Source organism: Pseudomonas sp. D(2018) (assembly GCF_005502555.1).
GTDB lineage: Bacteria > Pseudomonadota > Gammaproteobacteria > Pseudomonadales > Pseudomonadaceae > Metapseudomonas > Metapseudomonas resinovorans.
Genome location: NZ_SCOK01000030.1, coordinates 28,439 through 42,579, shown reverse-complemented (window position 1 = coordinate 42,579; position 14,141 = coordinate 28,439). Strand labels below are relative to the sequence as shown.

At 63.7% G+C, this 14,141-nt stretch carries 10 protein-coding genes; 3 read left to right on the top strand and 7 right to left on the bottom strand.

The window, feature by feature from the left end:
- Positions 1–55 precede the first annotated feature (55 nt).
- Complete coding sequence (locus FFS60_RS18660; protein ID WP_137822800.1) at positions 56–3,010, bottom strand: HD domain-containing phosphohydrolase; 2,955 nt, start codon at positions 3,008–3,010, stop codon at positions 56–58.
- Positions 3,011–3,422: 412 nt separating this feature from the next.
- Here FFS60_RS18660 and FFS60_RS18655 point away from each other — a divergent pair, with 412 nt between their 5' ends.
- Both FFS60_RS18655 and FFS60_RS18650 read left to right on the top strand, forming a co-directional pair.
- Complete coding sequence (locus FFS60_RS18655; protein WP_028627173.1) at positions 3,423–4,037, top strand: response regulator transcription factor; 615 nt, start codon at positions 3,423–3,425, stop codon at positions 4,035–4,037.
- An 8-nt stretch (positions 4,038–4,045) separates the two neighbouring features.
- Positions 4,046–7,663: a transporter substrate-binding domain-containing protein gene (locus FFS60_RS18650; RefSeq protein WP_137822799.1), complete on the top strand. Its 3,618-nt coding sequence runs from the start codon at positions 4,046–4,048 to the stop codon at positions 7,661–7,663.
- 9 nt (positions 7,664–7,672) lie between these two features.
- Here the strand turns inward: FFS60_RS18650 and FFS60_RS18645 are convergent, their stop codons facing one another.
- From FFS60_RS18645 to FFS60_RS18620, 6 genes are all read right to left on the bottom strand, one after another.
- Complete coding sequence (locus tag FFS60_RS18645) at positions 7,673–8,737, bottom strand: FUSC family protein (protein ID WP_137822798.1); 1,065 nt, start codon at positions 8,735–8,737, stop codon at positions 7,673–7,675.
- A 25-nt stretch (positions 8,738–8,762) separates the two neighbouring features.
- On the bottom strand, positions 8,763–10,094 hold the full coding sequence (locus FFS60_RS18640) for a deoxyguanosinetriphosphate triphosphohydrolase (RefSeq protein WP_028627175.1): 1,332 nt from the start codon (positions 10,092–10,094) through the stop codon (positions 8,763–8,765).
- A 61-nt stretch (positions 10,095–10,155) separates the two neighbouring features.
- Positions 10,156–11,328, bottom strand: coding sequence for an EAL domain-containing protein (locus tag FFS60_RS18635; RefSeq protein WP_137822797.1), 1,173 nt, complete (start codon positions 11,326–11,328; stop codon positions 10,156–10,158).
- 121 nt (positions 11,329–11,449) lie between these two features.
- Positions 11,450–11,767 (bottom strand): hypothetical protein, encoded by a 318-nt coding sequence (locus FFS60_RS18630; RefSeq protein WP_028627177.1) that lies wholly within the window; start codon positions 11,765–11,767, stop codon positions 11,450–11,452.
- Positions 11,764–12,153: a phage holin family protein gene (locus FFS60_RS18625; RefSeq protein ID WP_028627178.1), complete on the bottom strand. Its 390-nt coding sequence runs from the start codon at positions 12,151–12,153 to the stop codon at positions 11,764–11,766. Before FFS60_RS18625 ends, FFS60_RS18630 begins: the two co-directional genes overlap by 4 nt.
- Before the next feature lie 2 nt (positions 12,154–12,155).
- Positions 12,156–12,470, bottom strand: a complete 315-nt coding sequence (locus FFS60_RS18620; protein ID WP_028627179.1) for a YqjD family protein — start codon at positions 12,468–12,470, stop codon at positions 12,156–12,158.
- Positions 12,471–12,825: 355 nt separating this feature from the next.
- On the opposite strand from FFS60_RS18620, the gene FFS60_RS18615 reads away from it, so the two are divergent.
- Positions 12,826–14,034 carry an ammonium transporter gene (locus FFS60_RS18615; protein WP_028627180.1) on the top strand — a complete coding sequence of 403 codons (1,209 nt, stop codon included), beginning with the start codon at positions 12,826–12,828 and terminating at the stop codon, positions 14,032–14,034.
- Positions 14,035–14,141: the final 107 nt, after the last annotated feature.

Sequence of the window (14,141 nt, the reverse complement as noted above, 5' to 3'; positions counted from 1 at the left end):
CTCCGTGGATTAAAGCGTGCCCGATATCGCCCTGAATTTCTGGCCAGAACTCAAATCAGGCCAACCCGGCCTTGGTCAGCACATCCGCCTCATTCACCTGGTCGATCTGCTCCGGCTTGAGGAAGCGCCTGGCGTATTCCTTGTACACCCCGGAACGGATGAACAGGCCGAACAGGTCGGGGTCGATGTGGGCGCCGCGGCACATGTTGGTCATGATTCCCAGGGCTTCGGAGAGCGTCTTGCCCTTCTTGTAGGGCCGGTCTACCGCCGTAAGCGCTTCGAAGATGTCGGCGATGGCCATCATCCGCGCCGGCAGGCTCATCTCGTCGCGGGTGAGGCGTTTCGGGTAGCCGGTGCCGTCCATCTTCTCGTGGTGCCCGCCGGCTATCTCCGCCACGTTCGCCAGGTGGGCGGGGAAGGGCAGGTGGTTGAGCATCAGGATGGTTTGCACGATGTGGTGGTTGATGATGTAGCGCTCCTCGTCGGTCAGGGTGCCGCGCCCGATCGAGAGGTTATGTAGCTCGCCACGGTTGAACTTGTACTCGGGCACCTGCAGCTTGAAACCCCAGGGGTTATCGGGCGGTATCAGCTCGCTGGCGGGGCGCTCGAAGAGGTGGTCCGGGCGGTCGGCCAGCAGGTATTCCTCCACTGGCAGCGGTGGCGGCGGCGTGCGGGCCAGCCGCTGCGCCTCTTCCCAGGACACGCCCAGGCGATTGTCCAGGGTGCGGGTCCAGGAGCGGGCGGCGATGTGCTTCAGGCGTTCCTGGTCTGCCTCGGCCATGGCTTCCCCGCCCAGGTTGCAGCGGGCGATAAAGGCGAAGTCGTCGTCCAGTGCGGCCAGGGCTGTATCCCGAAGCTGCGCCTGTTCATGCTCGTCAGCGCCTTGGGCGAGTGACTTCCAGTAGTTCACCCATGCGTCGCGCTTGAGTACCTCGAAGCGGGTGCGGATTTCATGGATACGATCGTTCAGGGTTTCCAGCTTGGTGGCCTTGTCCACCACATACTCCGGGGTGGTCACCTTGCCGCAGTCGTGGAGCCAGGCCGCGATGTGCAGCGCCTCCCACTCCTCGTCGCTGGGCTGGAACTCGCGGAATGCCGGCTCATTGCTGGCGGCGGCAGCGCGGGCAAGCATCAGGGTGATCTCCGGCACCCGCTGGCAGTGGCCGCCGGTGTAGGGACTCTTGGCGTCAATGGCGCCGGCCATCAATTGGATGAAGGCATCCAGCAGTTGTTTCTGCTTCTCCAGCAGGCGCTGACTTTCGATGCACAGTGCGGCGACGCCGGAGATGGCTTCAACGAACGCAATGCGTTCCGGCCTGAGAATGGCGGGGCGTGATTCATTGCCCGAATCGCGATGTAGCAGGACCAGCACGCCGATGGTGATGCCCTGGCGGTTGTGCAATCCGGTGCTGACCAGATGCACTCGCGGGCTTTCGAGGGTTTGCAGCAGGTCGCGGTAAGCGCCGGCCTGGTCATAGCCGAAGGAGCACACCTGGCTGGGGCCCTCGTGGGCCGGAAGATCCAGCCAGCGCGGCATGGCCGGGCTCTCCAGGCTGAAACCACGGATGCCGTGGGTTTCCAGGTCCTGTTCCTGGTTATTAAGGAACAGGGCATGGGGTTCCAGGCGGCCCTTCTGGTTGTCTATCAGATAGATCAGGCCTCCGGATGCTTCGCTGATATCGATGGTTTCGTCGAGGACGCGGCGCAGCAGGTTGTCGAAGCGGGTTTCTGCCGAGAGGCTGGAGGCGATTTCGAGGAAGCTGGAAATGGTGTCTTTCATCCGCGCCATGGCCACCGCCAGTTGGTCCACTTCCAGTACCGGCGAGCGGCCCATGGCGGGCAGGCTGAAATTGAAACTGCGGATGGCTTCGGCCTGGGTCACCAGCGCCCGCAGCGGCTTGACCACGATTCGCGAAAGCAGGACGCCAACCGGGATGCACAGCAACAGGATGGCCAGGGTCAGCATCGCGCTTTGCCAGCGAATGCGGTAAGCGTCATCCAGCAGTTCGTCTTCCGGGACCAGGATGGCCAGTTGCAGGCCCTGGGGGCCTCCCTCCTTGAGGTGCTGGCGGGCGACGACCCAGCGGCGTCCGTCGATTTCCAAGCTGGTGCGTAGTTCTTCCCGCGCAGGGAGGCCGATCAGGGCGGCGAGCGGCGGGCTGAAGTTCTTCACCTCGCCTAACGTGGGCGCGCCGTTGATCCGTTTGACCAACCTGCTGGTATCGGGGTAGGCCACTGCACGACCGTCATGCTGGTACAGCACCACCTCGGTGGAAGGGGTGACCCGGTGGTTGGCGAGGGTAGCGGACAGGTCGTCCAGGGTCAGGTCTGCGCCGATGACGGCATCGCTGCCGCTGGGACGCGCCAGGGTTGTGCCAACCGCACCACTGGAGAAGAACACGTAGGGTGCGGTGGTGATCAATCCATCCTGCTCCAGGGCCCGGTAATACCAGGGCCGGCCGCGGGGATCGTAGCGCTCGTTGAGCTCCTCGCGGGTGGTGATCTGATTGAGCTGGTCGTCGAAGAAATAGGTCAGCGAGCGTGCTTTGGCCTGGTTGTCGCGCTCGATGCTCCACACCTGGTACGCAGCGTTCGGCGGGGCATCGAAGGTTTTCTTCAGGGCCTCGTTGCGCAGGGGGCGGACCATGAAGAAGTCGCCGTCGTCATAGCCCAGGTAGAGCGATGCCAGCTTGGGGTTGTCCTTCAGCGCCTGCGTCAGGGGGCGCAGCAGGATGCCCAGGCGGTCGACGCTCTCTTGCTGCTGGTCCGAGCCGCTCAGGGCCAACAGGTTCAGCAGGTGGTGGATGGGCTGGTAGGTGCGTTGCAGGTCGGTTTCCACTTCCTGGCTGATGCGGCCGAAGAGCTCGTCGCTGCTGGAAAGGATGATCTGGCTGGTCTGGCGGTAGTTGAAAAGGCCCAGGACCACACCAGTGAGCAACAGAAGCAAGGTGAACAGCGCGCTGATATGGACGTGCAGCGGAAAGCGACGCTCAGCAAACTTTTGCGGCATTGCGGCAGCTCCTTTAGCCCCTCTCCCTGAGGGCTAAAGGAGCATAGATGAGGCCTGTGACGCTCGTCGTGCAAATCGCCATGTCAGTGCGGATGTCAGCGACAGCGCCGAGGATGCTGGGAAAAGGTAACGAGCTGCCATTCCGGAGAGAACGCCCGCTCATGGATATGACGGTCGCTTCCCCGGAACCGAGCCTTGGTTCCCGTTGAAATCAGCTCCTGCATGTAGGACAGAACCCAAGGTGGAGTAGGTTGCGTCCTGAAAGCGGTGAGCGGCCTGTTTCGGGGTCGACAGTGCATTGAGCTTCTCTATCTTGGCAGCCACCAAACCGCGCCAAGGGAGCGATGCTGTGAGCAAACTGGTCAATCTGGACGATTTCCTCGAGCCGGGGAGCGAGTCCGCCTACAAGGTCATGATCGTCGACGATCATCCAGTGATTCGTCTTGCCGTGCGCCTGTTGCTGGATCGAGAGGGCTACGCAATCGTGGCGGAGACGGACAACGGCGTGGATGCCATTGCCCTGGCACGAGAGCATCAGCCGGACATGGTGATTCTCGACATCGGAATTCCCAAGCTGGGTGGGCTGGATGTCATCGCTCGCCTGCATTCGCTGGATCTGCCCCTTCGGGTGCTGGTGCTCACCGGCCAGAATCCCAACCACTACGCCACGCGTTGCATGCAGGCCGGTGCCGCAGGTTTCGTGTGCAAGGAGGGTGACCTGGCCGAAGTCACGGCAGCGGTGCGCGCGGTGCTCTCTGGCTACAGCTACTTCCCCAGCGATGTGATCAAGTCAGGCAAGCGTCAGGTCGGCCTCCCCGACGAGATCGAGATGATCGGCCGTCTTTCCGACCGGGAGCTGGTGGTGCTCAAGTTCCTCGCCAACGGCTACAGCAACAAGGACATCGCTGAAGAGATGTTCATCAGCAACAAGACTGTCAGCACCTACAAGACGCGCCTGTTGCTCAAGCTCAACGCCCGCTCCCTGATCGAATTGGTGGAGTTCGCCAACCGCAACGCACTGGTCTGATCACTCCCATGCGCCTATTCGCCATGCTTGCCTGCCTCCTGCTCGGAGACTCGCTGCTGCCGTCGGTCTGCCTTGGCGAAAGCCCCCTCTCGCTGGAACTGCTGGGCCGCTCTCTGGGGCGAGACCTGCAAGCGCCGCTGGACGAGGCGGACAAGCGCTGGCTGCAGCAGAAGGGCACGTTGCGAGTGGGTACCAGCGAGCCTGATTTCCCCCCGTTCGACATAACCGCCAGCGGCCAGGACTATGAGGGGGTGACAGCTGACTTCCTGCGCCTTATCACCCAGTCACTTGGCGTCGAGATCAAGGTCCTGCGCTTTACGGACCGCCAAGCGGCCCGTGATGCACTGCGCAGGGGCGAGGTCGATGTACTGGGCAATAGTGTAGAGGGAGATGCTGCCAGCCCCGGACTGATCCAGACGATGCCCTACATGCAGCACCAGCCCGTGATGGTGACGCGCATAGACGATCGTCGTGCCGCCACCGGAAACCTAAAGGGGCTGCGGCTTGCCTACTCCCCGGAGGGGCCAAGTCGTGAGCTGATCCACAAGCTCTACCCCGACGCCCGCCCCATCAAGTTCGGATCGGTGCGCAGTGCCCTGCAATCGGTGGCTTTCGACCAGAGCGACGTATTCATCGGCGACGCCGTGGCCGCCAACTACCTGATCAGGCAGGGCTACCTCATCAATCTGCGCATGACCAACTTCGCCGGCTTCGATGGGGTGGGCGTCTGCTTTTCATTGGCCGAGGGCAACGAGCGTCTCAGGCGCATTTTCGATAGCGCGATCCAAGCCATTCCCGAAACGGAGAAGGCCAGCATCCTGAAGCGCTGGGGAGGTGGTGTGGGAATGTTCCTGGACAATCTCCGGCCCCAGCTCACCCAGCGCGAACTTCGTTGGCTGGAGCAGCATGGCCCGGCCCGGCTGGTGGTGGATGGCACATTCGAACCCTTGACCTTCTTCAATGCCAAAGGCCGTTTTCGCGGGATAGTGCCGGACCTTCTGGACCTGATTCGACAACGGACCGGCCTGGAGTTCGAAGTCAGCAGCAGACCTTCGGCCAGAGGGATGCTCGCCGATCTGCGTGAAGGGCGGGCCGAAATGGCCGCCACGCTGTTCTTCACGCCCGAGCGGAACCAGTACCTGAGCTTCACCCGACCTTATTTCAGCACCAGCAGCGTGCTGGTGGTTCGCATGTCCGACACTGAGCCGCAGGGGCTGAACCAGCTCGGTGGACGAACCCTGGCGATCCCGGCCGGGCACTCCCTGAGCGCGTACATCCGGCAGCATTATCCCGGGGTGGCGGTGATCGAAGTGGAAACGGGCATGCAGGCCCTTGCCAGCGTGGCTGAAGGCAAGGTCGATGCGGCGTTGCATGCGATGGCGTCTTCGACTTTCCTGATCAATCGCTACTTCCCGGGCAACTTGCGCATTGCCGATACCATTGGGCGGGACCCGGGCCGTTTCTCATTTGCCGTGTCGCGCAATGCGCCCGAGCTGCAGAGCATTCTCGAAAAGGCCCTGCTGTCCATCTCCCCGGACGAGCTGGGCACGATCATCAACCGCTGGTACACCGATGCTGAGGAATCCGAAAGCACCTGGGTCGAGTACCGGGCACGGCTTTACCAGGTGGGCTTCGCCCTGCTGTTGCTGGCGCTGGTGTTTGCCGGCTGGGCGCTGTACCTGCGCCGTCAGGTGTCGCGACGTGCGCGAGAGGAGCGGCGCCTGAGTGACCAGTTGGCCTTCAAGCGTTCCCTGATCGATGGAATTCCCTTTCCGCTGTCGGTTCGGGGCCTTGATGGCCGGACCATTACCTGCAATCGCAGCTACGTCGACGCCATTGGGGTGCCGCGCGCGGCCCTGATCGGTCGACGCCTGACCGATGTGAAAGGGCTGCGGATCGATACCCTGGACGCGTTGGAGGGACTGAACCGACGGGCCCTGGAACAGGGGGAGGCGCTGTTCAGCGATCAGCAACTGCACTTGTGGGATTGCACGCTCGAGGTTTCCTACTGGGCCATTCCCTACCGCAATGCCCAGCAAGACATCCGTGGGCTGATTTGTGGTTGGGTCGATATCACCGAACGCAATCGGCTGATGGACGAACTGCGCCAGGCCAAGGAGCAGGCCGAATCGGCGAATGTCGCAAAAAGCCGTTTCCTCGCCACCATGAGCCATGAAATCCGCACCCCGTTGAACGCCATCATCGGCATGCTCGAACTGGCCCTCAAGCGTGAGCGCCTGGACCGGGAGGCAATCCTGGTGGCGCGGGATTCAGCCGATTCCCTGCTGGCGCTGATCGGCGACATCCTCGACATCGCCAAGATCGAGTCCGGACGCATGGTCCTGGAGCCGCGTCGAGAGGCGCCCCGCGCGCTGACGGAGTCGGTCGTACGGGTCTTCGAAGGATTGGCATGGCAGAAGGGCCTTCGGCTCTCGCTCGATCTGGACCTGCCCGATCAGGACGACGTGATGGTGGACCCCTCCAGCTTCAAGCAGATCCTGTCCAACCTCATCAGCAATGCCATCAAGTTCACCGACCGCGGCACGGTTCGAGTCCACCTGCGGGCCCGGCGCGACGGCGAAGAGCACCTGCTGCTGACCATTCTGGTGGAGGACAGCGGAATCGGTATCGCTGAAGCCGATCAGAAACGTCTGTTCCAGCCCTTCACGCAGCTTGCCGGCAACATGAGTGTGGGGCGAGGGGGCACCGGCCTGGGTCTGAGCATCTGTCGGCGGCTGGTGGACATGATGGATGGCCGTCTGGAGATGCACAGTGAACTGCGTGTCGGTACGCGGATATCGGTGAGCTTGCGCCTGCCGCGGCTGAAGCCTTTGCCACCCGTTGCGGAGCAGCCCGAAGTCCGGGAGCTGCCGCCAGGATGCTTGCGCGTGCTGGTAGTGGACGATCACCCGGTCAATCGGATGATGCTGGTGCAACAACTGGAACTCCTCGGGCAACTGGGCGAGCAGGCCGAGAATGGCGAGGAGGCCCTGCGCATCTGGATGGAGTCAGCGTTCGATCTGGTGATCACCGATTGCAACATGCCGGTGATGGATGGCTACGAGCTGGCTCGGCGTATCCGTGAACAGGAGTGCGAGCGGGGTGCGCACCCCGGCCTGATCGTTGGTCTCACTGCCAATGCCCAGGCAGAGGAGCGGATGCGCTGTCGTGAGGCGGGCATGGACGACTGCCTGTTCAAGCCCATCGGCCTGGAGGGTCTGCAGCGTTACCTGCAGCGCCTGGTTCCTCCGACCACGGCCCCCGAGATCCAGGAAGACGACCAATCGGTCTGCCTCGATCTGAGCTTGCTGGATCGCACCGCCGGCGGCTCACCCGAAGCGGCCCGCATGCTGCTGAGTGTGTTGCATCAGGCCAATGAGGCTGATGCTGCGGAGATGGAAAGCTTCCTGAAGGCGGGGCGTTGGGATGACCTGGAGCGCCTGGTGCACAAGATCAAGGGCGCAGTGGAGTTGATCAACGCCCAGCCGTTGTTGGCCCATTGCATCGCGTTTGGCGAGGCCCACGACAGGGGAGCCGAAGGTTCCGAACTGGCGCAACGGGCCGAAGCAGTGTGGCGAAGCCTGGGAAACCTGCAGGGAGAACTGGAGCAGCACCTGCTCGACTGACGTCGGGCACTAATCGCTCTGACGCACCGCTTCCATTTGCGGTGACCGTGTCCCCCAGCGCAAGCGAGCGCGGTGAGCCAGATAAGCGACCAATAGCGCCAGTCCGGCCCCCAGCAGCGTGTTGTAAAGACGCAGCACAGGCAGGTGCCAGTCAAGGGACAGGCTCTCGGCCAGCAGCACGAAGCACACGGTGGTCTGCACCACGAACAGTCCATAGTGCTGGGCGATAAAAGCCCGGCTGAGCACGATCAGCGGCAACATGCAGGCTACCAGCAGGGTAGGGCTCTGCAGCCAGCTTCCCACGCCGATCAGAACCAGCGCGCCTACAAGGCTTCCCAGGCAGCGCTGGATGCCACGTTCCAGGCTTCCATTGAGGTCCATCTGGATAGTGGTCATCACCGTCAGCGTCAGCCAATAGCCCCGCGGCAGTCCGGACAGGTTGACCGCCAGACCAGCGAAGGCACCGGCCGCGCTGCAGGCCAGGGCATGGATCAGCCAAAGGCGCTGGGGCAGGCGCTGGGCATGGCGACGCATCACCCGCGCGAAGTTGCCCAGGCGCGGCATCAGCGGCCACAGCCGCATCCCCTGTGAGGCTCGCAAGGCGAAGGCAAGCAGCATCACCCAGAGGCCGCCAATGGCAAACAGTGCCCCCACCGCCAGTCCATTGTGCAAGTTGCCGAGCCCTGCCTGGCCCTGACCCAGGCACAAGCATGCCGCAAGCCCTACTCCCAGCTTGCCGAACTCCGTGCCGTAGCGTTGCAACACGGCCAACAGCAGTCCCATGAAGGCGAAACTGGCCAGGCTCAGGAGTGGATGGCTGGCCGCCCAGAAGCCCAAACCAGAAAAGATGGCACCCAGGCCAGTGAGCAGGCTCATGCGCAGCATGCCGAGGCGATGGTAAGGATTCGCCAGGGCAGCCTGGAAGGCTCCTGTGGCTGCCCAGAGGAAGCCGCTGTGACTCGTGAACAGGCCCAGCATCAGCGGAAGGCCGCAGCCCATCCCGGCCATCAGCGCGGCGCCCCAGGCGGGTGGGCCGGCGTGCCAGCGCAGGCTTCTTCTGAACAAGGTACGCATCAACGCGACTCCTGTAGGCGCTGGGTCAGGTCGGGCTGGAGCGGCCGGTCATCTCTCGGGCCATTTCGGTAGCGTAGCTGTCGGTCATTCCGGCGATGAAGTCGATCACCCGGACGAATGCCCGGTAAAGCGGCCAGTCGGGGTCAGGGGCGTTGTTGCCGAGCAGGTCGAGGATGCGCCGATGCTTGAACGACGGCGTGCGCCCGCCGTGCTGCTCCAGAGCGGCTCCGCAGAAGGCGTTGAGGAGGATTTCCAGGGTGGTGTAGGCACCGATCTCATGGAGCGTCTTGCGCTTGTCCTGGAAGATCTTCTCACGGGCAATGGCCTTGGCCCGCAGCACGCAGCGCTTGGCCGGGCCGTGCATGTGTTCCACCAGGTCGCCTTGCAGCGTGCCGGCCAGCAGCGCGTCGTGTTGCTCGACAAAGGCACGGGCGGCAGCGTTGGTCAGGTGCTCGATGGCTTTGCCCCGCAGGATGGCCAGTTTGCGTCGGCGGGAGTCCTTGGGGCCGAGCTGGCGGTAGGTCTCCGGCAGGTCGTCGCCAACCAGGCCAAGCAACAGCGCCTCGACTTCCGCGTACTCCAGCAGCTCCATCTCCAGGCCGTCTTCCAGGTCGATCAGGCCGTAGCAGATGTCGTCCGCAGCTTCCATCAGGTACACTAGCGGATGCCGTGCCCAGCGGTGCTCGTCGATGCGCGGCAGCTCCAGCTTGGCGGCGATCTGCTCCAGCAGCGGCAGCTCGCTCTGGTAGCAACCGAATTTGTGCTTCTTGTAGCCCAGCGCCTCGGCATGGCGCGAGGTCCAGGGATACTTCAGGTAAGTGCCGAGGGTGGCGTACGTCAGACGCATGCCGCCATCGAACTGGTGGTATTCCAACTGGGTCAGCACCCGCAGCCCCTGGGCGTTGCCCTCGAAGCTGAGGAAGTCGGCCCGCTCCACTGGGCTCATGGCGTCCAGCCAGCCCCGCGCGGCGGCCTGTTCGAACCAATGGCGGATCGCGTCTTCGCCTGAATGGCCGAAGGGCGGGTTGCCGATGTCGTGCGCCAGGCAGGCCGACTGGACGATGACGCCCAAGTCCGAGGGCTCACACCAGTTCGGCAGCACATCGCGCAGGGTTTCACCGACCCGCATGCCCAGCGAGCGCCCCACGCAGCTCACTTCGAGGGAGTGCGTAAGGCGCGTGTGAATGTGGTCATTGCTGGAGACCGGATGCACCTGGGTCTTGCGCCCGAGGCGGCGGAAGGCGCCGGAGAAAATGATGCGGTCGTGGTCTTTATGGAAGGGGCTGCGGCCCAGCTCATCGGCGCTGTGCACCGGTTTGCCAAGGCGTTCGCGGGTAAGCAGAGTCTGCCAGTCCAAGGCCTGTCCTCGCCGTTCAGTGGCTGAAGACCCTACTCTAACCCAAGCGTTCGCGCACGACTCAGCCCATTGCCAGACCAGCGGCGTCTATATCCACCAGCAGCAGGCGGCGACCGTTGTCGATGAACTGTCCGGCAGTCAGGCAGTACTGGTTGGTGGTGGCATCGCGGTAGGTCGTGGACAGCGTCAGGCGGCGTTCTTCCCAACCCTCGGCCAGCAGTTGATAGAAGTAGGGGCGCCAGGACCAGTTGTGACCCCGGTAGCTCGCATCTTCCTGCCAGCCGCCCGGCCCCCAATGCAGATTGGGTGTGATCTGCGTACCGTTGCGGTCGCACTGATAGATGCGCAGCAGCCAGGGGTAGTCCTCCGGGCTGGCCAGGCTCGACGTTGGCGCGCCGCTTTCAGCCCAGGCGCGCAACCGCGACATCAACTGGTTGAGACTGCGGCGCAACGTCATCAGCCGCGCCCGTTCGGCCAGCTTGCTCTGTACGTAACGGTCGCGCAGGAGGGCGAACCGCTGTACGAAGGCATCGGTTTCAAAGAACTCCAGGCGGGGTTCGGCGAACAGGTACCCCTGCACGTAGCGGGCCCCGCACTCCAGGGCAAAATCCAGTTCGGCTTCGGTCTCCACCCCCTCGGCGATGATCCAGCAACCGGTTTTCTCGGCCATCTGCGCGAGGGCCTTCACCACTTCGCCGCTGGGCCCGCCGCGGGCTGCGGCCTGGAACAGGCGCATGTCGAGCTTGAGGATGTCCGGTTGCAGGGCCAGCACCCGGTCGAGCTGGGAATAGCCGGCGCCGAAGTCGTCGATGGCAATCCGCGCCCCGGCCTCGCGGTAACGCGCGACCACATCTGCCAGGCGCTGGCTGGCGCCGCCCAGTTCGGTGATTTCGAAGACGATGCGTTCGGCGGGTACGCCAAAGCGTTGCAGTTGCTTGAGGCTGGGCAGGGTCTGCCCCGGACGCAGGCGACTGATCCAGCGCGGGGAGATGTTCAGGCTGAGGAACCATTCCGAGGGAGCTTCATGCAGGCGCCGCAGGGCATCTTCGCGCAATTGCCGGTCGAGTCGGCGCAGGGCCGTCGGCGACACTCTCGAATCAAGGAACAGCGGGCCTACCGATTGCAACGTGCCGTCTGGCTGGCGCAGCCGGCCCAGGGCCTCGACGCCAGCGATCAGCCCCGTAGCGGTATCGATGAAGGGCTGGAAGCAGGCGAGCGGTTGCCCATCGATCACGTTGACTCCTTAGGTGGAAGGCCATGGGAATGCGCGCGGCGCACGTTGGTGCCCATGCCTGGTGCAATGGACCGCTCATCTGTAGCAAGAATGTGGCCAGTTGCCTTCCAGCCGGGGGATGTCAGCCGGGACCGTCCCGCGGGGGGCTTCTCAACAGGGCCTGCAGCAGGGGGAAGAGCGCACTGCCCAGGCGCAAGCCGCGGCTCAGGCTGCCTTTGTTCGCGGCGAGAAAGCCCAGCGCTGCAACCGCTGCAATGCCCCAAAGTGGGGCGTGGGGAATGTCCAGCTTACGGGTGAAGTCCCGAGCCTGCCGCAGTGGCTGGGTCAGCAGAAGGGACTCGTGGCGCAGTTCCTGGCGCTGCATTTCCAGGCGCAGGCGCACCAGCGCCTTGCGCATGTCGCGACGGGTGGCGTTGCGGGGCAGTTCCGGCGGGTTCATGGCAACAGGCGCTCCCGGTCACGGGCCAGTTCTTCGAGGGTCGCGCTGAAGGGCGACTCGTCGCTATCCACTGCCGCCCTCAGGCGCACACCGCAGTAAAGCGTTGCGATCAGGTAGAAGGCGCAGAGGCCGGTGAGGGCCTCGAAGCGCCAGTTGTCCCAGAGCAGCGCCAGTATCAGGCCGGACAGTCCGATCAGCAGCAGCATGGCGAAGATCAGCGTGAGCCCGCCGAACAGCAGCAGATAGAGGCTGTTGGCTTTTTGCTCCTGCAGTTCAATGCCGAACAACTCCACATGGCTGTGCAGCAGGCCGAGCAGCGAGGCGCTGAGGCGTCTGGGCGAGGGACCGCGTCCCGCCTCCTGGGCGGAAGGGGCTTCGTCGCTCATGATCAGCGCCGGGCGGCCAGCAGGCCGAGCAGGAAACCGATGCCGGCGGCGAGGCCGACGCTCTGCCAGGGATGTTCCTGGACATAGTCTTCGGTGGCCTGGACGGCAGCCTGGCCACGTTCACGCAGGTTCTGCTCGGTGTCGCGAAGGGTGTCGCGGGCGCGCTTCAGGCTTTCGTGGATCTGCACGCGCAATTCATCGGCCTGCTCGCCAGCCAGGCTGGCGGTGTCTTGCAGGAGCTTCTCGGTGTCGTTGACCAGGGTCTGGAAGTCGGCCAACAGGTCGTCCTGGGCGCGGGCGGCGGTCTTACGGGGCATGGCGATTCTCCTTGTAGGACTCAAACCCTAAGAGTAGGTGCCTTCGCCCAAGGTTCACGCGGAATTTTCTTTGGTGCTGCTGGTATAGCGCTTGCATCGCGCTGGTGCGCGGTTGTGGCGAGATGCGCTGGATCGGGGCGCCCCGGATGGCCTGTCGAGACGCGTAATCAACGCGCAACCTAATGAAAATCAAAAAGAAACGCCGTTCTAGATAATTCTTGCGCTGGCCTGCCTGCACCAATTCGGGAACCGGATTCGATCCTTTGCGGTGCGGCGTGGCCTCAGGATGGTGCGCTGGAAGTCGTTCATGAACTGCATTGGTGCTCTTTCCTTACTGCCGGAGTTGTCTTCGCCAATGGAAAACCTCAACAGCGCCGTGGAGACCCTGATCCACGGTTCCAACACCCTGTTCATCCTGATGGGCGCCGTCATGGTGCTGGCCATGCATGCTGGCTTCGCCTTCCTTGAAGTCGGCACGGTGCGCCAGAAGAACCAGGTCAACGCCTTGTCGAAGATCCTCTCCGACTTCGCCGTTTCCACCCTGGCCTATTTCTTCATCGGTTACTGGATCGCCTATGGCGTGACCTTCCTGGAACCGGCCAGTGCACTCGCCGCCGACCACGGTTATGCCCTGGTGAAGTTCTTCTTCCTGCTGACCTTCGCCGCGGCCATTCCCGCCATCATCTCCGGCGGTATTGCCGAGCGCGCCCGGTTCTACCCGCAGCTGTGCGCCACGCTGCTGATCGTCGCCTTCATTTATCCCTTCTTCGAAGGTCTGATCTGGAACGGCAACTTCGGCCTGCAGGACTGGCTGAAGAACAGCTTTGGCGCCAGCTTCCATGACTTCGCCGGTTCGGTGGTGGTGCACGCCGTGGGCGGCTGGCTGGCCTTCGGCGCGGTGCTGTTGCTGGGGCACCGCAACGGGCGCTACCGCGAAGGCCGCCTGGTGGCGTTCGCTCCGTCGAACATTCCCTTCCTGGCGCTGGGCTCCTGGATCCTCATCGTCGGTTGGTTTGGCTTCAATGTGATGAGTGCGCAGACCCTGCAGGGCGTCAGTGGCCTGGTGGCGGTGAACTCGTTGATGGCCATGGTCGGCGGCACCGTCGCCGCACTGCTGGTGGGCCGCAACGACCCGGGCTTCCTGCACAACGGACCACTCGCTGGTCTGGTCGCGATCTGCGCCGGCTCCGACCTGATGCATCCGGTTGGAGCACTGGTGACTGGCGCGGCGGCCGGTGGCCTGTTCGTCTGGGCGTTCACCGCCACCCAGGTCAAGTGGAAAATCGACGACGTGCTCGGCGTTTGGCCGCTGCACGGCCTTTGCGGCGTCTGGGGCGGCATCGCCTGCGGCATCTTCGGCCAGGAGGCGTTGGGTGGCCTGGGTGGCGTCAGCTTCGTCAGCCAACTGATCGGCACCGGCCTGGGTGTGCTCGTCGCGCTGGTGGGCGGCTTTGTGGTCTATGGCTTGCTGAGGTCCACCGTTGGCATCCGCCTTAGCCAGGAAGAGGAATACTACGGCGCCGACCTGTCGGTACATAAGATTGGTGCCACTTCGCAGGATTGAGCAGCAGTCGCGAATGAGTCCGCCTCCACCGGGGCGCTCTTGCAGGTGGGCCCGGCGTCATCGGCCCACCATTCGCGGGCTGGCGCGGCGTGGAAAGGTAGTTTCGT